This window comes from Streptomyces sp. 4N509B, from assembly GCF_052245655.1.
Classification (GTDB): domain Bacteria; phylum Actinomycetota; class Actinomycetes; order Streptomycetales; family Streptomycetaceae; genus Streptomyces.
This window is the reverse complement of record NZ_JBQQBZ010000001.1, coordinates 201121-219479: the sequence shown is the minus strand read 5'-3', so window position 1 is coordinate 219479 and position 18359 is coordinate 201121. Positions and strand designations below refer to the sequence as shown.

The 18359-nt window shown below is 74.5% G+C and carries 18 protein-coding genes; 7 read left to right on the top strand and 11 right to left on the bottom strand.

Annotation, left to right across the window (positions count from 1 at the left end; translation table 11 throughout):
• Positions 1-9 precede the first annotated feature (9 nt).
• From ACTWP5_RS00950 to ACTWP5_RS00915, 8 genes are all read right to left on the bottom strand, one after another.
• Positions 10-564 carry a VOC family protein gene (locus ACTWP5_RS00950; protein ID WP_443218691.1) on the bottom strand — a complete coding sequence of 185 codons (555 nt, stop codon included), beginning with the start codon at positions 562-564 and terminating at the stop codon, positions 10-12.
• Positions 561-1286, bottom strand: coding sequence for a dihydroxyacetone kinase subunit DhaL (gene dhaL / locus ACTWP5_RS00945; RefSeq protein WP_443218690.1), 726 nt, complete (start codon positions 1284-1286; stop codon positions 561-563). The genes ACTWP5_RS00950 and dhaL overlap by 4 nt, the downstream gene beginning before the upstream one ends.
• Positions 1283-2284, bottom strand: coding sequence for a dihydroxyacetone kinase subunit DhaK (locus ACTWP5_RS00940; protein WP_443218689.1), 1002 nt, complete (start codon positions 2282-2284; stop codon positions 1283-1285). The genes dhaL and ACTWP5_RS00940 overlap by 4 nt, the downstream gene beginning before the upstream one ends.
• 32 nt (positions 2285-2316) lie before the next feature.
• Complete coding sequence (locus tag ACTWP5_RS00935; RefSeq protein ID WP_443218688.1) at positions 2317-3306, bottom strand: sugar ABC transporter substrate-binding protein; 990 nt, start codon at positions 3304-3306, stop codon at positions 2317-2319.
• A complete protein-coding gene (locus tag ACTWP5_RS00930; protein WP_443218687.1) occupies positions 3303-4397 on the bottom strand; it encodes an ABC transporter permease in 1095 nt (364 codons plus the stop codon). Before ACTWP5_RS00930 ends, ACTWP5_RS00935 begins: the two co-directional genes overlap by 4 nt.
• Positions 4394-6043 (bottom strand): sugar ABC transporter ATP-binding protein, encoded by a 1650-nt coding sequence (locus ACTWP5_RS00925; RefSeq protein WP_443218686.1) that lies wholly within the window; start codon positions 6041-6043, stop codon positions 4394-4396. Before ACTWP5_RS00925 ends, ACTWP5_RS00930 begins: the two co-directional genes overlap by 4 nt.
• A 204-nt stretch (positions 6044-6247) precedes the next feature.
• Complete coding sequence (locus ACTWP5_RS00920; protein WP_443218685.1) at positions 6248-7015, bottom strand: IclR family transcriptional regulator; 768 nt, start codon at positions 7013-7015, stop codon at positions 6248-6250.
• Positions 7012-8115, bottom strand: coding sequence for a substrate-binding domain-containing protein (locus ACTWP5_RS00915; protein ID WP_443218684.1), 1104 nt, complete (start codon positions 8113-8115; stop codon positions 7012-7014). Before ACTWP5_RS00915 ends, ACTWP5_RS00920 begins: the two co-directional genes overlap by 4 nt.
• A gap of 169 nt (positions 8116-8284) precedes the next feature.
• On the opposite strand from ACTWP5_RS00915, the gene ACTWP5_RS00910 reads away from it, so the two are divergent.
• From ACTWP5_RS00910 to ACTWP5_RS00895, 4 genes are all read left to right on the top strand, one after another.
• Complete coding sequence (locus ACTWP5_RS00910) at positions 8285-9409, top strand: alcohol dehydrogenase catalytic domain-containing protein (RefSeq protein WP_443218683.1); 1125 nt, start codon at positions 8285-8287, stop codon at positions 9407-9409.
• A 119-nt stretch (positions 9410-9528) separates the two neighbouring features.
• A complete protein-coding gene (locus ACTWP5_RS00905) occupies positions 9529-11346 on the top strand; it encodes a protein kinase domain-containing protein (RefSeq protein WP_443218682.1) in 1818 nt (605 codons plus the stop codon).
• Positions 11331-12530 carry an FHA domain-containing protein gene (locus ACTWP5_RS00900; RefSeq protein WP_443218681.1) on the top strand — a complete coding sequence of 400 codons (1200 nt, stop codon included), beginning with the start codon at positions 11331-11333 and terminating at the stop codon, positions 12528-12530. Before ACTWP5_RS00905 ends, ACTWP5_RS00900 begins: the two co-directional genes overlap by 16 nt.
• 138 nt (positions 12531-12668) lie before the next feature.
• On the top strand, positions 12669-13256 hold the full coding sequence (locus ACTWP5_RS00895) for an ADP-ribosyltransferase (RefSeq protein WP_443218680.1): 588 nt from the start codon (positions 12669-12671) through the stop codon (positions 13254-13256).
• A gap of 72 nt (positions 13257-13328) precedes the next feature.
• On the opposite strand, the gene ACTWP5_RS00890 is transcribed toward ACTWP5_RS00895, so the two are convergent.
• The 3 genes from ACTWP5_RS00890 to ACTWP5_RS00880 are packed head-to-tail and all read right to left on the bottom strand — an operon-like array spanning position 13329 to position 15429.
• Positions 13329-13982, bottom strand: a complete 654-nt coding sequence (locus tag ACTWP5_RS00890) for a TetR/AcrR family transcriptional regulator (protein ID WP_443218679.1) — start codon at positions 13980-13982, stop codon at positions 13329-13331.
• Positions 13979-14656 (bottom strand): DUF4166 domain-containing protein, encoded by a 678-nt coding sequence (locus tag ACTWP5_RS00885; protein WP_443218678.1) that lies wholly within the window; start codon positions 14654-14656, stop codon positions 13979-13981. Before ACTWP5_RS00885 ends, ACTWP5_RS00890 begins: the two co-directional genes overlap by 4 nt.
• Positions 14653-15429, bottom strand: a complete 777-nt coding sequence (locus ACTWP5_RS00880) for a hypothetical protein (protein WP_443218677.1) — start codon at positions 15427-15429, stop codon at positions 14653-14655. Before ACTWP5_RS00880 ends, ACTWP5_RS00885 begins: the two co-directional genes overlap by 4 nt.
• 166 nt (positions 15430-15595) lie before the next feature.
• On the opposite strand from ACTWP5_RS00880, the gene ACTWP5_RS00875 reads away from it, so the two are divergent.
• The 3 genes from ACTWP5_RS00875 to ACTWP5_RS00865 all read left to right on the top strand — a co-directional run bounded on the left by ACTWP5_RS00875 (position 15596) and on the right by ACTWP5_RS00865 (position 18222).
• Entirely contained in the window at positions 15596-16201 is a 606-nt protein-coding gene (locus ACTWP5_RS00875) for a SigE family RNA polymerase sigma factor (RefSeq protein ID WP_443218676.1), read from the top strand.
• On the top strand, positions 16198-16899 hold the full coding sequence (locus ACTWP5_RS00870; protein WP_443218675.1) for a hypothetical protein: 702 nt from the start codon (positions 16198-16200) through the stop codon (positions 16897-16899). Before ACTWP5_RS00875 ends, ACTWP5_RS00870 begins: the two co-directional genes overlap by 4 nt.
• A gap of 168 nt (positions 16900-17067) precedes the next feature.
• Positions 17068-18222, top strand: coding sequence for an amidohydrolase family protein (locus ACTWP5_RS00865; RefSeq protein WP_443218674.1), 1155 nt, complete (start codon positions 17068-17070; stop codon positions 18220-18222).
• The last annotated feature ends 137 nt before the right edge of the window (positions 18223-18359 follow it).

The window sequence follows — 18359 nt, the reverse complement described above, 5'->3', positions numbered from 1 at the left end:
GTGTCCTTCCTATGCCTGGTCGGCCGTCTCGGGCGGGTAGACGGTGTACATGTCGGCGGGCAGGTCGAGCAGCGGGCAGTTGCCCAGCTCGTAGATGAAGTCGAGGGCGCCCTCGGTCCCGAGGTAGTAGTGGACGTCGGTGTCGAACTGTCCGGTCTGGAGCACGCCGATGCCCTTGCCCCGGTAGGCGTCGAGTTCGGCGTCGATCCGGTCGTCGGGGATCTGCTCCTTGATGTGGTGCAGGCCCTCGCCCCTGCGGTCGAGGAACTCCTCGTAGATCGTCGGGCCGTTCACGGGCTGCACGATCTCCAGCTGCATGTCGCCGACCCACGCGATGCCGATGAGGAACGTGAAGGGCTCGGTGACCTTCTCGTCGGCGACCTTCAGATACGCCATGGTCTTCTCGGTGAACGTCAGCACGGTCCAGGGGCCGATGCCCAGCTTGTCCACCCACTCCCGCATGGTCTTCTCCAGATCGCGCGAGACGAAGGCGATCTGGTAGATCTTCCGGTTACGGTTGTGTTCGCGCAGTTCCTGGTTGTTCATGGCGTTGATGGTGCTCATGTCGTACCTCCTGAAGGGGCTGACGACGGGCTGGCGAGGGGCTCGTGACAGGCCGCCTCGGCCCAGTCCGCCATGGCGGTGAGGATGTGGGTGAGGGACAGCGCCCCCGGGTCGGGGAATCCGATGGCGCGTTCCCCGAGGCTGACGGCCTTGCCGAAGCGGGCCACGTGGTTCCTGGTGCGCTCCGCTCCGCCGGCCGCCGCGTCCGCCGCGCGGCGGAGCGCGGTGGGCAGGTCGTGGCCGGCGGCGGTGCTGCCGGCCAGCGAGGCGACGGCGGGGTCGAGCGCGTCGACGAGGGTCTTGTCGCCTGGTGCCGCGCCGCCGCGCCGGGTGATCTCGGTGAGTGAGGCGCTGAGGCAGTCGGCGAGTTCGGGGACGCCGATCCGTTCGGCGGGGGGTCGGCCGGCGGCCCCCGCGCGGAACAGCAGTCCGAAGAGGACCCCGGAGGCGCCTCCCATGCTGGACAGCAGGGCGTTGCCCGTCGCCGTCAGCACCGCGTAGACGTCCCCGCCGCCCGCCTGGGGTGCTGCGCCGTCGGAGCGGAGGAGGCGGCGGACCGCGGTGAAGCCGCGTGTCATGCCCAGGCCGTGGTCACCGTCGCCCACGTCCCGGTCGGCCTTGCTGAGCTCCGGTTCGCTGGCGATGACGCGGTCGGCGACGGCCAGGAGCATGCCGCGCAGCTCGGCGGCGGTCAGGTGCCTCGCGGGGCTCGTGGCGGTCATGCGGCGTTCACCCCGGTGAGGAACGGGGCCCGCGCGGGGGCGTCGTGGTAGGGGAGCAGCTCGGGGGACATGGCGCACACGGTCAGGGAGAAGCCGTGCATCTCCTGGCTGGTGGCGTAGTTGCCCAGGTGGGTGGCGTGGATCGTCAGGCCGCGTTCGGTGAGCCCGTGGCGGGTCCGGCGCGCGACGATCAGCAGCTCGGCCCGGGTGGTGGCCCCCAGGCCGTTGACGAGGACGCACACCGGGTGACCTGGGGGCACGGGCCGGTCGGCCAGCACGAGCTCCAGCATCTCGTCCACCGTGTCGTCGGCGGTCGTCAGGGCGGCCCGGCGGACGCCGGCCTCACCGTGCATGCCCATGCCGATCTCGCACTCCCCCTCCGGCAGGAGGAACGTCGGCTCGCCGGTGCCCGGCACGGTCCCCGCGCCGCTGGCCACGCCCATGCTGCGGGTGCCCTCCGCGACGCGCTCGGCGACGTCGGCGACCTCGTCGAGGGACAGCCCGGCCTCGGCGGCGGCGCCGGCGGCCTTCGCGACGAAGAACCCGCCCGCGATGCCGCGCCGGTCACCGGGCCGGTCAGGAGGCGCGGCGGCGACGTCGTCGGCGACGCGGACGGTGCGCACCCGGTGGCCCTCGTCGGCCAGCAGTTCGGCCGCGAGGTCGAAGTTCAGGCGGTCGCCCGCGTAGTTGCCGTACAGGAAGAGGATGCCGCGCCCGCGGTCGACCGCCCTCGCGGCCAGCGCGATGCTGTGCGGGTCGGGCGCGGCGAAGACGTCTCCCTGGCAGACGGCGTCCGCGAAGCCGTCGCCGACGTACTCCAGCCAGACGGGCTCGTGGCCACTTCCCCCGCCGGAGACGATGGCGGTCTTCTCCCTCAGGTGGCGTCGGCGGACGGCCAGCGTGCCGGGCACGGCCTCGAACAGGTGCCCGTTGACGGCCAGGAAGCCTTCGACGGTCTCCCTGGCCACGTCCTGGGGTTTGTTGATGAACTTTCGCATGACGGTTCTCCGCGTTCGCGCTCGCGCTGGTGTCATCGGGAGTGGCGGTTCAGGTACTGCTGGACGGGGGCCGGGTCGTCGTGGCTGAAGAGGGGGCCCGGGACGTGGTGGAGGTGGTCGGCCGGTCGCCCGCCGTCCCGCAGCACGAGGGCGATCTCCACGACCTCCGCGGCCCAGGACGCGGGGTCCTGGCCGGTGGTCATCCGCACCGTGCCGTCGTCGGCGAGCAGCAGCTCGCCCACGGCGGGGTTCATGCCGATGCCGAAGACGACGGTCCGGCCGGTCATGCCGCGTGCCCGGACGGCGTTGGCGGCGCCGACGACGGCGTCCTCGTTCTCGGCGATGATCACGTCGACGTCGGGATGGGCGGCGAGGAGGGAGGTCGCCACCGGCGTGGCCCGCTCGACGGAGAAGCCCTCCTGGGAGTCGACGACCTCGACCTCCACGTCCGCCAGCCCGTCCTCCAGGCCCTCCCGGCGCTCCTGGCACACCTCGTAGGTCTCGCAGGTGAGGTACGCGATCCGGGCGCTGCCCCCGAGGTGCTCCTCGATGTAGGCGGCCGCGGCGCTGCCCGTCGTCCGCCCCAGGGCCCGTTGGTCGTTGGTGACGAACGCGACGGTCTCGGCCTCGTCGTCGGGCGGGGCCAGGCAGGTGTTGTAGCAGATGACCGGGGTGCCGCGGGACGTCAGCCGGCGCAGGGTCGCCAGCGAACCGGTGGGGGACACGGCGCTGACGACGGCGAGGTCGACCTGGCGGGTGCCGCACGCGGAGAGGACCTCGAACTCCCGGCCGGCGTCGTTGCCGACGTCCTGGACGTCGAAGTCGATGTCGTGCCGTTCGCCCTCGGCGGCGAGCGCCTCGGTGAACTCCGTGAAGGTCCCGGCGGGAAAGAGCGTCGTGACGCACGCGGTCATCCCGTCGTGGTCGGCGCCGGCGACGGCCGAGCAGCCCGACAGCGGCGTCAGCAGGCACAGCAGCGCGGCCACGGCGCGCCGCCGCCCGACGGAGGTGGGGCCGCTCATGCCAGCCGCTCCCCGGCCGGCCGCGCCCGACGGCCGCTCCAGGAGGGACGGAGCGCGCTGATCAGGACGGCCAGCAGCACGAGCGCTCCGTTGGCGACGTACTGGGCGTAGCTGTTCACGCCCAGCAGCACCATGCCGTTGTTGAGGACGCCGATGAAGACGACGCCGAGGAGGGTGCCGACCAGGCTGCCGCGGCCTCCGTGGAGACTGGCGCCGCCGACGATGACCGCGGTGATCACGGCGAACTCGACGCCGCCACCGATGGTCGGCATGCCCGCGCCGAGCTGGGAGGTCTGGAGCAGCCCGGAGACGGCGGCCAGGAGGCCGGTCAGCGCGAAGAGGACGGTGCGGACGCGGACGACCGGGATGCCGGACAGGAGCGCCGCCTCGGCGTTGCCGCCGACGACGTAGACGCTGCGGCCGAAGGGCGTGCGGTTGGCGACGACCCACAGCAGCGCGAAGACGCCGAGGAAGATCAGCGCGGGGACCGGGACGCCGAGGACCGAGCCGTTGCCCCAGTGCGTGAAACCCTCGTCCCTGACGGGGATGGGCATGGCGTTGGTCACCAGCAGCGCGAGTCCGCTGAGGGCGGAGAAGAGCGCGAGGGTGACGATGAACGAGGGCACGTCGAAGCAGGCGCGGACCAGTCCGGCGGTGGCCCCGATCACCGTGCCGATCAGGCAGACCGCCAGCGCGGCGAGCCACAGGGGCCAGTCCTGCTCCACGGCGAGCACGCCGAACAGCGCGGAGGAGAAGGCGATCGAGGAGCCCACGCTGATGTCGATCTCTCCGGCGGCGATCACGAGCGTCATGCCCAGGGCGATGATGCCGGTGAACGACAGCTGCCTGGCGACGTCCAGCAGGTTGGACTGGGTGAGGAAGTTGGGCGCGGTGAACGCGAGGACGACGAGGAGGGCGACGAGCACCAGCAGGAGGCCGAGATGTTCGCCGCCGGAGCGGTTCGCCAGCCGCTGGAGCAGTGCGAACGCGCTGTCCGGGCGGGCGGGTGCCGGCTCCCGGCCGGGGGTCTCCCGCTCCGTGGAGGCCGTGGAGGCCGTGGAGGTGGCGGAGGGGGTGGAGGCGGTGGTCATCGGGGGTCGCCTCCCATCGCCAGGGCCATCACGGAGGACGGGTCGGTGTCGGCGGCCGGCGACTCGGCGACGACGCGCCCGTCGCGCATGACCAGCAGGCGGTCGCAGAACGCGAAGAGTTCCTCCAGCTCGGAGGAGACGGCCAGGACGCTCACGCCCTCCGCGGCGAGGTCGCCGAGGAACCGGTACATCTGCTCCTTGGCCGCCGCGTCCACGCCGCGGGTGGGCTCGTCGAGGAGCAGCACGCGGGTACCGGCGTTGAGGAGCCTGCCGAAGACGACCTTCTGCTGGTTGCCGCCCGACAGGGTGCCCACCGGGGTGTGCAGGGAGGGGGTCCTGATCGACAGCCGGTCGCAGCTGGCGGAGGCGTGGCGGCGCTCCAGCCGCCGGGACAGCAGGCCGTGGGAGCGGAGGCCGGTCAGCGACGCCGCCACCAGGTTGGTGGACACGCTCATGCCCAGCGCGAGACCTTCCTTCTTGCGGTCCTCCGGGGCGTAGCCGAGTCCGGCGCGGATGGCCTGCCCTGGTCCGCGCGGCGCGAAGGGGCGGCCGTCGAGGGTGACGGAGCCGGCGGCCCTGGGGGTCAGGCCGAACAGGCAGCGCAGCAGTTCGGTCCGGCCCGAGCCGAGCAGGCCGGCGATGCCGAGGATCTCGCCTTCGCGCAGGTCGAAGGAGACGTCGGTGAGGCGTCCCGCGCAGGACAGGCCGGCGACGGAGAGCACCACGCGGTCGTCGCGCGTCGTCCGCTCTCCGCGTGCGCGGCCGGGCACGGCGCCGTCGGGGCCGTCGGGGCCGTCCGCGGGTGTGTCGGCGGGTGCGCCGTCGGGGCGGCTGACCCGGCCGCCGGCCAGGCCGTTGACCCGGCCGCCGGTCATCAGGCCGACGACCTGGGCGGTGCTGGTCCGCGCCATCGGCAGGGTGGTGACCTCGCGTCCGTCCCGCAGCACGGTGACGGAGTCGGCGACGCGGGGGATCTCGTCCATCCGGTGGGAGACGTAGACGACGGACAGCCCGGCGGCGGCCATCCGGCGCACCCGTGTCAGGAGGGCGTCGACCTCGGCCGCCGCGAGGGAGCTCGTCGGCTCGTCGAGGATGAGCACCCGGGTGCCGTGGGACAGCGCCCGCGCGATCTCGACCGCCTGCTGCTCGGCGAGGCTGAGCGTGCCGGCCCGGACCGAGGGGTCGAGGGCGACGCCGAGTTCCCCCAGGTACCGCGCGGCGTGCCGGCGCATGGCCTTCGGCCTGATCAGCGGCCCGCGTGCGCCGACGGAACGCCAGCGGCCGAGGAGCATGTTCTCCGCGACGCTGAGCCCGGGGACGATGCTCAGCTCCTGGTGAACGGTGGCGATGCCCTTGTCCCGGGCCACCGCGGGGTTCGGCAGGGTCACGTCCTCGCCGTCGAGGCGGACGCGGCCGGCGTCCGGTCGCACCGCGCCCGAGAGGATCTTCACCAGGGTGGACTTGCCCGCCCCGTTGCCTCCCAGGAGCGCGCGGACCTCCCCGGGCGCCAGGCTGAGGTCGACGCCCCGCAGGGCCTGCACGCCGGGGTAGGACTTGCGGACGCCCCGCACCTGGAGACGGGCGGCGGGAGGCTCGGCCCCGGCCGGCGCGCGGGCGCTGCCAGGGGGTGCGTTCACGACGGTCATGAGAGAACTCCTCCACTCCGGTCGCGCGATCCGCGCCGTTCGTTCGTCGGTGTCAGTCACCATGTGGCGTTCAATATCTCGTTCTCTCTATCGAGATGCTGAACAGTGAACGGCGCTGTCATCGTCCTGTCAAGAGGGAGAAACACGAAAAGCGCGGCCCGTGCCTGCCGGGCCGCGCTCGTGACGGTCGGTCGTGGGGTTCTGTCAGTCGCCGATCAGCTCGGCCAGCCGGCCGGCGAGGGCGCGGACCGCCGCGGCGTCCTCCTCGGGGTCCACCTCCCCGAGCTGGGCGACGTCCATGACCGAACCGACGGCCGCCACGCACCCGCGCGGCCCCGGAACGACCGCCCCGGTCCCCGCCAGGTCCATCTCGCCCAGCTCGGCGTTGGAGGCGTAGCCGCGCTGGCGGGCGAGAGCGGTGGCGTCGAGCAGCGCACCGAGCCGGAACGGGTGCCCGCTCGGCGAGTCCGGCACCGCGCCCAGGTGCATCCGTTCGACCACCTCGTGGGGGAGCGCGCTGAGCAGCGCCCGTCCCGTGCCGGTGGACCACGCCGGGAGCCGGACGCCCGCCCGGAGGGTCAGCGGCAGGGGCCGGGAGCCGGGCCGCACCGCCAGGTAGGCCGCGTCGAGGTCGAGCAGGACCGCCAGGACGAGCGTCCGGCCCTCCAGCGAACGGGCCTCGGCGCAGGCCCGCGGAAAGACCTCCAGCAGGGTGGTGCCGCCGACGAGCCCGCGGGCGATCCGGCGGATCCGGTCGCCCAGCCGCACCCCGGCGTCCAGGTCGCGCACGACCATCTCCTCGCCCACCAGCACGCCCACGATGTCGGCGAGCGAGCTCTTGGGCAGCTCCAGCAGGCGGCTGAGCTCGGAGACGCTGAGGGGCTCGTCGTGCGTGGCGAGCTCGGTCAGCACCCGGGCCGCGCGGTGCACGGCCGGCGAGCCGACCCGGTTCTCACTCTCGACCACCGTCATCCCCAGGGCTCGTAGTCGGCGACCACCGATCGCGTGATCAGCCTGGTGGGCATCCGCCGCACCCCCCCACGCGGCCGGGCGCCGCCGGACCGCAGCCTGGCCGCGTACCGGACCGCGAGCCTACCGAGCCGCGCCGGCTCCTGCGCCGCGGTGGCCCGCCAGGGACCGCCCGCCGCGATCGCCGCGACGGCCGTGGCGGACCCGTCGACGCTGACCAGGGGAACGGACACGCCGAGGTCGGTCATGGCGGTCAACACGCCCTCCGCCATCGGGTCGTTGAGCGCGAAGATCCCGCTCAGGCCCGGGTGGGCGGCGAGCATGCGCCGGGCCACCCGCTCTCCCGAACGGGGCGAGTGGTCTCCCCGCTGACGCGCGGCGACGCGGATGCCGGGGTAGTCGCGCAACGCGGCGGAGAACCCGACGATCCGGTCGGACACCGCCGTCACCTGGAGGCCGTCCACGATGCCCACCTCCCCTCCGCCGTCCAGCAGGGTCGCCAGGTGTCGCCCGACCGACAGGCCCGCCTGGACGTTGTCGGTCGTCACGGTGACGCTGGCGCCCTCCACGCCGACGTTGACGGCGATCACCGGGACGCCGGCCGCCTCGGCCTCGGCGACCGCGCCGGCCACCTCGGTGGAGTGGACGGCGTCCAGCACGACGGCGTCCGCGCCCGCCCGGACGAACTCCCGCAGCTGCTCGACCTGCCGCCCCGCGTCACCACCGGCGTCCACGGCGGTCACCCGCGCGCCCAGCTCCTCGGCGGCCTGTCGCAGGCCGTCGACCTCGACGGCGTAGAACGGGTTCTCGCTGTCGGGCACCGTCACGCCCAGGGTGCCCAGCCGCGGGGGATGGGTGATCTCCGCCGCGGCCAGCTCGGCGAGGCCGAGGCCCAGCACGTACCGGCCGCCGGAGTCCTGGGCCAGCAGCCGTCGTGCCACCAGTGCCTGACAGATGCCCAGCAGGCTGCTCTTCGGCAGCCCGAGACGGCGCGCGAGGCCGCCCAGGGACGCGGGCCCGTTCTCCGCGACGTCGTCGAGTACGGCGACGGCCCGACTGACCGCCGGTACGCGTGAGGCGACCTCGTTCCCGCCTGCGGCCATCCCGCCCCCACTCCTTCCCTGCACACCCTCGACGCCCTCGCACGCCCTGGCAGCCCTCGACCCCTTGACAGTCCTCATTCCGACCGTATCTCATGCGAGATGTCGTTCGCTCGTCCGATATTCTGACCACCAACCACGCCTGATCGGGGGCAGCCGTCCGATGAGTCCGATGAGAACGCAAGCAGCCGTGCTGTACGAGTCCGCGCTGCCCAGACCCTACTCACGCAGCCGCCCTCTCGCCCTGGAGGAGGTCGAACTGGCCGACCCCGGGCCCGGCGAGCTGCGGGTCGCCGTCGATGCGGTCGGCGTGTGCCACTCGGACCTGTCCGTGGTGGACGGCACCCGCCGCCGGCCGACGCCCATGGCGCTCGGCCACGAGGCGACCGGCATCGTGGAGGCCGTGGGGGACGGCGTCGCGGACGCCGCCCGCGGCGACCGCGTCGTCCTCGTGTTCGTGCCGAGCTGCGGACGGTGCGACCGGTGCGCCGGCGGTCGCCCGGCCCACTGCCCCCGTGCCGCGCGGGCCAACGCCGAGGGCACGCTGCTGTCCGGGACGAGACGCCTGAGCCGCGCCGGCGCGTCCCTCCACCACCACCTCGGCGTCTCCGGCTTCGCACGGCACGCCGTCGTCGACCGCGGCTCCGCGGTCGTCGTACCCCCCGACGTCCCCGCCCCGATCGCCGCCCTCTTCGGCTGCGCCGTGCTCACCGGCGTGGGGGCCGTCCTCCGCACCGCCGAGGTCCGTCCGGGCGAGTCCGCGCTGATCGTCGGCCTCGGCGGCGTCGGACTGGCGGCGCTCCTGGGCGCGGTCCTGGCCAACGCCCACCCGATCGTCGCCGTCGACCCCGTGCCCGCGAAACGCGAGCTCGCGCTCCGGCTCGGCGCCACCGTCGCGCTAGCGCCCGGGGACGCGACGACCGGGCTGCGCGACGTCCTCCCGGACGGCGCCGACGCCGCCATCGAGACCGCGGGGCGGACCGCCGCCCTCACCACGGCGTGGACGCTCACCCGCCCCGGCGGGCGGACGGTCTCCGTCGGTCTCCCCGACCCGTCGGAGCGCTTCGCCCTTCCCGTCACCGAACTCGTCGGCCAGGGCCGACGCCTGCTCGGCAGCTATCTCGGCGACTCCGCCCCCCACCTCGACGTCGCCCGCTACCTCGCCCTGTGGCGCGCCGGTCGGCTTCCCGTCGAGCGACTGCTCGGCGACACGGCGCCCCTGTCCGCCGTCAACGAGACGCTGGAGGCCATGGCCGGGGGACAGACACTCCGACAGGTCCTGCTCCCGGGCGGGTGAGGGCCGGCGGGTGGACGCCCGACCGGGCGTCGCGGGCCCGGCCGCTGAATGACGTGACGGAAAGCAAGGTTGTAGGCTCCACTCGGATTGTGGCCATCGGGGGAGGCGGGCAGACAGTCATGAGTTCCACCAACTCCTCTTCGGCGCTCAGCCCGTTGGGCCCGGACGACCCCAGGGAGATCGCCGACTACCGGCTGCTCGCCCGCCTCGGCGAGGGCGGGATGGGCACGGTGTACCTGTCGCGGACCCGGGGCGGGCAGCCCGTCGCGCTGAAGCTGATCCGGCGCGAGTACGCGCGGGACGAGGCGTTCCGGCGGCGCTTCGCGCAGGAGGTGGCAGCCGCCCGCCGGGTGCGCGGGTACCACCTGGTGGCCGTCGTGGACCACGTCCTGACCGACGAACTGCCGTGGCTCGCCTCGGAGTTCGTGCCCGGCGTCACGTTGGAGGACGCGCTCGACACGTACGGGCCGCTGCCGCTGCCCGCCGTCTTCCAGCTGGTGGGCAGCGTGGCGCAGGCGCTGGCCGCCATCCACGCGGCGGGCGTCGTACACCGTGACCTGAAGCCCGCCAACCTGATGCTCACCGCGCAGGGCCCCTACGTCATCGACTTCGGCATCGCGCGCGCGGCTGACGCCACCCGCCTGACCCGGGCGCGCGGCATCGTCGGCACCCCGCAGTTCATGTCGCCCGAGCAGGGTCTGAACGAGCCGGTGGGGCCGGCGGCCGACCTGTTCGCGCTGGGGCTCACGGCCGCGGTGGCGGCGACGGGACGCCACCCGTACGGGGACGGCGGCGCCCTGACCGTCGCCACGCAGATCGCCCTGACCGCCCAACGGCCCCCCGAGCTGTCCGGGTACCCGGCGGCGCTGCGCCCGCTGCTGGAACGCTGCCTCACCGCGTCGCCCGAGGAGCGGATCACGCCGGCGGAGGTCGTCGAGCTGTACGAGCGGTCGCAGGTGCGACCGCTGCGCGACTTCGACGGCTGGCTCCCCGAGCCGCTGACGGAGCAGATCGCCCGGCGCGTCGCGGAGCTGGAGAACCCGCCACCGCCGGAGAGCCCGCGCGCGGAGGCGGACACCCCGACCGTTCCTCCGGAGGCGGTGACGCCGGCACCGACCGCGCCGCCGACGTACACGCCGACGGCCGCGCCGTCGCAGCCGCGAAGCCAACACCGCGCCACGACCGTCGCGGCCCCCGCCGGCCCTCCGCCGTCACAGCCGTCGCCGCCGTCGCCGCCGCGGTCCTCGCCGCCGCCCGTCCACTCGATCACCTCCGCCCGCCCCGCGCCGACCCCGTCCGCCGGCAGGCCGACGAGCCGGGCACGGCGGGTGGGCCTCGCCGCCGTGGTGGCCGTGGCCGTGCTGCTGCTCGGACAGTCTCTGGTGAGCGCGCTCCTGCCGGACGACTCGAACGACGACCCCTCCGGCTCGGACACCTCGGGCGGCTCGGAAACCACCGACGACCCCACCGGGGAGGAGGCCCCGGACGGGGCCGACGACGGCACCGGCCCGAACTCCTCCCCGTCCCCGGAGACGGAGCCCTACGACCTCCTCGTCGACGCGGTGCCGTTCGCGCTGCGCGCGGGCGACTACGACAACACCTACGCCGACTACGACGCCCCGGCCGCCTCCTCTGACCTCGACCTCGACGACGTCGAGCTGACGGTCGGCGACGGTCTCTGGGACCGCTGGGAGTTCGAGACCACCACCGGCATCAGCGACGGCCGCACCCCCGAGGAGTGCCGGCTCGCCGCCGGAACCAACGCCCTGGCCCCCGAACTGCCCTACGAGGAGTTCGAGGACACCATCCCCGTCGGCACCCTGCTGTGCACCCTCACCACCGAGGGCAACGTCGCGATGCTGGAGGTCACCGACCTCACCCCCACGGACGACACCTACGAGGTGTCCACGCTGCTGACCGTGTGGCAGGAGCGGTAGCCGTGTTCGAGGCGCTGGCGCGACACCTGACGGCCGACCCCGCCGACGCGGACGCCCTGGTGGACCTCTCCAACGTCGTCCGCAACCCCCGCATCGGCGACGGAAGCCACCCCCGCTCCCTCGACCGGCTGCGGATGGTGATCGAGGCCCTCGCCCGCCGCACGGCGGACGAGGCCGTGCGCGTGGTCGCGATCGCCGACCGCAGCCTGCGCCACGGCGTGGGGGAGTACCCGCACAGGGCGGAGCCCGCCCTGCTGGCGCGCTGGATCGACGAGGGGCTGGTGGAGGAGGCGGCCGACGCGGACGAACCCCTCCTGGAGCTCGCCGACGTCACCGAGCTGCCCGTGATCTCCAACGACGACTTCCGGGACTTCCGCACCACGCACCGCTGGATCCAGGGCGACACCACCCGGTTCCTCGGCGTGGAGCGTGCGGCGGGGCCGGGCCGGGACCCCGCGCGGGAGGTGGTGCTGCGCGAGCGGGACATGGGCGTGCGCACGCCCGCGCAGATCTCCCGGAAGCTGGAGGAGTCCGACCTCAAGGCACACGGCCTGCTCCAGGGGCGCCACCGCAGGCCGCTGACGGAGGTCGTCAAGCGACACTGGCACTGCCCCGAACGCGGCTGCCGCCTCTACGACAGCCGCCGGGGCGTCGCCATCCGGCTGCCCCTGATGCGCCGCGGCACGCCGCTGTGCGAACTGCACCGCGTGCCCCTGGTGGACGACGGCCCGCGCACCGGCGTCGCGCAGCTGAAGCTGCTGGTGGACGGCGAGTGCGTGCACCGGTTCACCCTCGACGCCGGCGCCACCGCCGAGCTGGGCCGCGCCCCGGGCGACGGCGGGATCGCGCTCCACGGGCTGCTCCCGGACGAGCTGTCGCGCCGCGTCAGCCGCCGCCACCTCGTGGCCCGCGCCGCCGACGACGCCGCGCTCCAGCTGCGCAACCTCAGCGCCAACGGAACCCGGCTGCTGCGGCACGGCGGCGGCGACTGGACGCCGCTGAGCGACGAGCGGTTCGTCCACGTCAACGTCAACGACGTCGTGGAGCTGGTGCCCCGCGTCACCGTGACGCGCAGCGCCCGCCGTTACCCCTCGGAGATCGCGGCGGCCTGGCGCGACGCCGCCCGCAGCGTGCCGCGCACGGGTCCGGCCCACGCGCCGACGTGGACCCCTGAGGACGCCTGACGACGCCTGACGACGCCTGACGACGCCTGAGGACGTCGGAGAGGCACGCCGTCGAACAGGGCGTCGGGGGCTGGCCCGTTCGGGCGGTTTGGGCTGGTGGGGGCGTTGGGCGGGGCGGGGAGTGGCCAGTCTCAGCACATGATCACCAGAAGTGTGCTCCAGCGGCTGGCCGTCGTGCTCGCGCTGCTCGCGCTGTCCGTGCCGGCCCACCTGACCGTCGCCAGGACGGCGACCGCCGTGGCGTGCCCGACGGTCAGCGACCCGCTCCACGCCGCCGCCGACCGCACCGTGGACGTCGACCGCATCACCCCCGACCCCGCGTACCGCGCCAACTGCCACCAGCTCTACCGCGCGGACGGCCGCTCCCCCGCGGTGGTCTTCGCCGAGGGCTTCCACCCCTGGGACACCGTGAACGGCCAGTACGACCTGGAGGCGTACGTGCTCCAGAACCAGCCGTCGCCGTTCGTGTCCACCACCTACGACCACGACCTGTACAAGGACTTCGGCAGCAGCACCTACAACTACTACATCGACGCCCCCGGCGGCATCGACGTCAACGAGACCATCGGCGACGACCACAAGTACGCCCACCAGGTGGAGGTCGCCTTCCCCGGCGGCATCGACCGCAGCTTCATCGTCGGCGCCTGCCCCATCGACCGCCAGACCGACACCGAGATCATGTCCGCCTGCGTGGACAACCCGCACTACGACCCCTGGCGGAACTGACCCCCTCCCCCGCGCCGACCCCGACGGCGAGCAGCGTGAGGGCTGCCGCCGTCGGGAGCGCGCGGCGCGAGGTCACGTCGTCGCGCGGCCCCCGCGCCGGGCGGCGGTGCGGCGCAGGCGGGCGCGGACCGCCCGCTGGGCCACGGGGCCCAGCTCCGTCAGGACGGCGGCGAGTTCGGCCAGCTGCTCCAGCGCGTCGAAGGCGCGCCCGGCGCCGTCCGGGTCCACGCCCTCGTAGAGTTCGAGGCCGACGAAGGAGGCCGCCAGGCTCCGCGCCAGGCCGGGAACGTCGAGGAACGGCGCCACCGGCGTCCCGGCCAGCACCCGCTCCAGCACGCGTTCCACCTCCTCGATCCACAGGTCGAGGCCCGCGCTGACCGCCGGTGCCAGGCGCTCCTGCGTCTGGGCGCCCGCCAGGAGCTGGCCGAGGAACGCGACGTGGCCGCCGGCCCGTTCCTCGCGGTGCATCGTGCGCCCGAGCGCCAGGAGCTCCGCGAGGCTCCCGACGCGGGCGAACCGCTCCCGGTACCGCTCCAGCCGCTGCCGGGCGCCGTGCCGGCAGGCCGCGGCGAGGAGTTCGTCGACGCTGCCGAAGTGGTAGAAGACAAGTGCCTGGTTGACGCCGGCCGTGGCGGCGATCGTGCGGGCCGACGCCTTGGCGATGCCGTGCGTGGCCAGCGTCGTGAGCGCCCCGTCCAGCAGCTTCTCCCGCGTCTCCTCGCTCATACGCGCGCCTCCTCCCGCACCGGCCGCAGCGCCGCCGGCAGCGCCCCGCCGTCCGCGGGGCGGTAGGAGGCGACGAACCAGCCGCGGTAGCCGAAGAGCGGCCCCGCGTACGGGCTGACCACGGACACCTCGATCCGGAAGCGCCCCGCCGCCGCGTCGTACGCCTCGCGCACGGTCGCGGCGGCGTCCAGCAGCCGGGGCACCCGCGCGTCGACGACGCCCTCGTGGAAGCGCAGCGGTCCCGAGCGGATCACCAGCGCGTCGCCGTCCACCTCGGGACGCAGTTCGGTCGCGAGGTGCTGGTGGGTGCCCAGGTAGTCGACGAGGGCGCCGCGCCGTGGGCTGTCGACCATGTACGCGTCGAAGCGTCGGGTCCTGCGGGGGAAGCGGAAGGCGCGGGCGAAGGTGACCGCCTCGCGCCCGTGGGCGTCGCGGTAGGGCACGTTGGCGATGGTGAACGGTATGTCGCGGCCGGTCTCCGGCATCAGGATGTGCCGGGTGGCGCCGAGCGTCAGGAAGGGTCTGACGAACGGGCGGCCGTGCCAGACGCGGTCCATCACCCCCCGCCCCACGCACGCCTCCGCGCTGTCGAGGCCCACCGAGAAGCGGCGCTGGAGCTGGGGGTGCAGGCGGGCGAAGTCCGCGCCGAGGGCGCGTTGGAAGAGGGAGGTCACGCGTGGGACTCCTTCGCGTCGAGGCGGCCGAGGACCGCGGGGGGAGTGGCGTCGGACCGCCGAACGGGCCGGCGCCGGCACCGGCGCGCGGCGGGCGTGCCCGGCAGCGGGGGGAGGAGGAGCGCCCCGGCCGCGAGCAGCGCGATGGCGGGCACGGGGAGGAACGGGGCGGCCGTCGCGACCGCGCCGGCGCGGCAGGCGAGCTCGGCCAGGGCGCGCCGCAGCGCACGCTCCGGCGTGACGCCGCGCTCGCACCACAGCCGCAGGCGGTCGAAGGACCAGGCCGTCGCCCACCCCATCAACGGCCGGAAGACGAGGCGGTCGACGACCCGGCCGGCGGCGCCCCACCGCGGCCGGTAGTCGTAGCCCGTCAGGAAGCGGACCGTGCCGGAGCCGTCGGGGACGTAGCGCCAGTAGCCCCGGCCCTCGGCGATCAGGGAGAGGGGGTGCCCGGAGGAGAAGCGGAGCGCCGAGGTGCGGGTGCCGTCGGGGCGCCACCGTTCGCCCGCGCTGACGCCCGTGCCCGAGACGACGAGGAACGGCAGGACCCGGGTGGCGTACCGGAAGCGGCGCGGGGCGGCGGTGAGGGCTTCCGGCGAGGGGTCGGCCCCGGCGTGGGGTGGGCTGCCGGGAGACAGGTACGTGATGGTGGTGAAGCGCAGGTCCCACCGCTGGTGCGTGGCCGGGTCCTGGGTGCGGTGCCACAGTTCCGCCAGGTCGACGCCGATCCGCGTCTCGACGTAGAGCCCCGGCCCTGTCGCTGGCGACCTCATCGATCCACCTCCACCCTCCCCCTCTTGAGCGGACGCTCAACACCTCGTGAAGGACCGTAGCAGGAGTTTGAGCGACCGCTCAAGAGCCTTTTCCTTCGCGCCGCACGGCTCCCCGTGCAGCAGAGCGCGCCCCTCGCCGCGTCATAGAGACAGACAGGAGGAACCCATGGCTGATACCGACTTCGCGCAGTTCGTCGGCGCCCGCACGCCGGCGCTGCTCCGGTTGGCCTACCTGCTCACCGGCGAGCCGCACACCGCGGAGGACATCGTGCAGGAGGCGCTCATCCGCGCCCACCGACGGTGGGACCGGGTGGTGAGCGCCGGCAATCCGGAGGGCTACGTCCGTCGCATCGTCGTCAACGAGCACCTGTCGTGGCGCCGACGCCGCAGGTCGACGGAGGTCGCCACGGCCCCCGACGCCCTGGCGGCGGGCGCCACGGCGGACCGCGAGGAGTCGGTGGCCGAGCGGGACCTGGTGTGGCGGCTGCTGCACCGCCTGCCCGCGCGGCAGCGCGCCGTGCTCGTCCTGCGGTACTACGAGGACCTGCCGGACGCCGAGATCGCCCGGCTGCTCGGCTGCGCGCAGGGCACGGTGCGCAGCCTGGTGACCCGCGCGTTCGGCGGGCTCCGCGAGCACCCGGACCTCGCCGAGTACGCCGCCACCGAACCCCGTGACACCCACCCCGCCCGCGCCGCACACGCCGGACGAGCCGGACGCGTCGGGCGCGCCGGTCGCGTCGGGCGACGCGCCAGCACCGAGGAGGCACCGTGAACCACCGCATCGACGACCTCGTCCGCGACACCCTCACCGACCGCGCCGGGGCCGCGCCGCCCGCCGACCGCGTCGTCGACCGGGTGCTCGCCGGGGCGCCCGCCCGCCGTCGCCGTGCCGGCTGGCTCGTCATGGGCAGCGTGGCGGCGTCGGCCGCGGCGGCCGTCGTCGCCGTCGTCGGGGTGGGCGTCGTCCTCGACTCCGGCTCTCCCCGCTCCCCGGGGGAGTCCGTGGACGCCCACGCGTCCGAGCGGGAGGAGGGCGTCGCGAACGACCGCGCGGTCGCGATCTACGCGGCGGTGCTGGAGCGCTTCCTGCGCGAGAGCTACGAGGACGACGGGGGGGTGCCGGAGAGCGTGCTCGTCGGGTTCCGGCCCGAGGAGTCGGCGGGCTGGGAGTACGACGATCCCGAGGTCGGCGCGCCGCTGCCGCCCGCCGTTCGGGACGCCCTCGTCGCCGAGTTGGCGGACGTGACGGACCTCGTGTGGGTGGAGCGGCTTCCCTCGCCGGGCGGCCCGGCCGACGAGGAACTCGCCGGCATCACCCTCGGGCTGCTGCCCGACGGCGACCGGGAGGTGAGGGTGAGCGTCTCCGCCCTCCACGGCTTCAACAACGGCTGGCTCACCACCTACGTCGTGGAGAAGGTGGGCGACCGATGGTCGGTGACCGGCGTCGGCTCCCCCAACGGCATCACGTGAGGACCGCCCGCCGCAGCCCGCCGCCCACCGCCGCCCGCCGTGGCGCGGCGCCGCCTCCGCCCCGGGGGTAAACCCCACCGTCGCGGGGGGAGTTGACCGGATGGTGGGGCGGCCGACGCCGGGTCAGGGTGGGACCTGTCAGTTGTTTCTTACACCTGGAGGTTCCTCATGACACCGACGTCGCCGTCCCCCGACCCGTCCCGCCGCGCCTTCTCCCGCCGGGACGCGCTGCGCACCGCGGGAGCCGCCTCGCTGGCCGCGGGGCTCGCCGCCGGCGTGGCGGGCGTGGCCGGCGCGGCCGATCCGGCCGGGGGCTCCGAGGCCGCCGAGGCCGCGGCGGAGGCCGACCGTCCGGGGCGGTCGCCCGGCCGCATCGACACGCACCAGCACCTCCTCACCGACGCGATGCGCGACTGGGCGGTCGAGGCGGGGCTGCTCCCGCCCGAGGGCGGTCCGACCTGGGCCGACTGGACGCTCGACGGGGCACTGGCGACGATGGACACGAACGGCATCGCCGCGGGCGTCGTCTCCGCGCCGGTGCCGTCCATGGCCTTCCACGACCGGGCGACCGCGGAGCGGGGCGTCCGCGTGTGCAACGAGTCCATGGCCGAACTGGTCGCGGACCACCCCACCCGCTTCGGCTTCTTCGCCAACGTCGCGCCGCTCCACACCGACCTCGCGCTCGACCAGATCGCGTACGCCCTCGACGAACTGGGCGCGGACGGCGTCATCCTCATGACCAGCGCGGACGGCCGCTACCTCGGGGACCCGGCGTTCGACCCGCTGTTCGCCGAACTGAACCGGCGCCGCGCCGTGGTCCTCACCCACCCCGAGTCGCTCCCGGAGGGCGGCAGCGGGCTGCCGGGCGTCCCCGACTTCATCGCCGACTTCATGTTCGACACCACGCGGATGGCGTTGAACCTGATCGCCTCCGGCACCCTGGACCGCTACCCGGACGTGTCGATCATCCTCTCCCACGCCGGCGGCTTCCTGCCGTACGTCGCCGGCCGCGCCGAGTCCGCCGCCCGGCAGGGCGAGGGCCTCACACCGGGCGCCGTCGCGGCGGCGGTCCAGCGGTTCTACTACGACACCGCCATGCCCGCCTCGCCGTACGCGATGCCGTCCCTGCTGGCCGCCGCGGGCCCCTCCCGCATCCTCTTCGGGACGGACTGGCCGGCCCGACCGGCCGACGAGGTGCGCGTGATCACGCGGGACCACGCCACCGACCCGACCCTGGACCGCGCCACCCGCCGCGCCGTCGACCGCACGAACGCCCTACGCCTCCTCCCCCGCCTCGCGAGCCGCCTGCGGGACACCCCCTGAAGGCTGTCCCGCACTCCCCGACGGGCTCGCGACGTCCTGCGGCTTCTCCCCCAGACCCCTCAGGGGCCCGGGCGGTGCTCCGTGCCGCGTTGTCGTCGGTCGCGAGCCCGCACGGCTGACTCCCTCCTCCGCCGTGC

Bases quoted from the DNA above. Each gene is read 5' to 3' on its own strand.
- ACTWP5_RS00950 (WP_443218691.1), bottom strand. From the start codon at position 564: ATGAGCACCATCAACGCCATGAACAACCAGGAACTGCGCGAACACAAC.
- dhaL (WP_443218690.1), bottom strand. From the start codon at position 1,286: ATGACCGCCACGAGCCCCGCGAGGCACCTGACCGCCGCCGAGCTGCGC.
- ACTWP5_RS00940 (WP_443218689.1), bottom strand. From the start codon at position 2,284: ATGCGAAAGTTCATCAACAAACCCCAGGACGTGGCCAGGGAGACCGTC.
- ACTWP5_RS00935 (WP_443218688.1), bottom strand. From the start codon at position 3,306: ATGAGCGGCCCCACCTCCGTCGGGCGGCGGCGCGCCGTGGCCGCGCTG.
- ACTWP5_RS00930 (WP_443218687.1), bottom strand. From the start codon at position 4,397: ATGACCACCGCCTCCACCCCCTCCGCCACCTCCACGGCCTCCACGGCC.
- ACTWP5_RS00925 (WP_443218686.1), bottom strand. From the start codon at position 6,043: ATGACCGTCGTGAACGCACCCCCTGGCAGCGCCCGCGCGCCGGCCGGG.
- ACTWP5_RS00920 (WP_443218685.1), bottom strand. From the start codon at position 7,015: ATGACGGTGGTCGAGAGTGAGAACCGGGTCGGCTCGCCGGCCGTGCAC.
- ACTWP5_RS00915 (WP_443218684.1), bottom strand. From the start codon at position 8,115: ATGGCCGCAGGCGGGAACGAGGTCGCCTCACGCGTACCGGCGGTCAGT.
- ACTWP5_RS00910 (WP_443218683.1), top strand. From the start codon at position 8,285: ATGAGAACGCAAGCAGCCGTGCTGTACGAGTCCGCGCTGCCCAGACCC.
- ACTWP5_RS00905 (WP_443218682.1), top strand. From the start codon at position 9,529: ATGAGTTCCACCAACTCCTCTTCGGCGCTCAGCCCGTTGGGCCCGGAC.
- ACTWP5_RS00895 (WP_443218680.1), top strand. From the start codon at position 12,669: ATGATCACCAGAAGTGTGCTCCAGCGGCTGGCCGTCGTGCTCGCGCTG.
- ACTWP5_RS00890 (WP_443218679.1), bottom strand. From the start codon at position 13,982: ATGAGCGAGGAGACGCGGGAGAAGCTGCTGGACGGGGCGCTCACGACG.
- ACTWP5_RS00880 (WP_443218677.1), bottom strand. From the start codon at position 15,429: ATGAGGTCGCCAGCGACAGGGCCGGGGCTCTACGTCGAGACGCGGATC.
- ACTWP5_RS00875 (WP_443218676.1), top strand. From the start codon at position 15,596: ATGGCTGATACCGACTTCGCGCAGTTCGTCGGCGCCCGCACGCCGGCG.
- ACTWP5_RS00865 (WP_443218674.1), top strand. From the start codon at position 17,068: ATGACACCGACGTCGCCGTCCCCCGACCCGTCCCGCCGCGCCTTCTCC.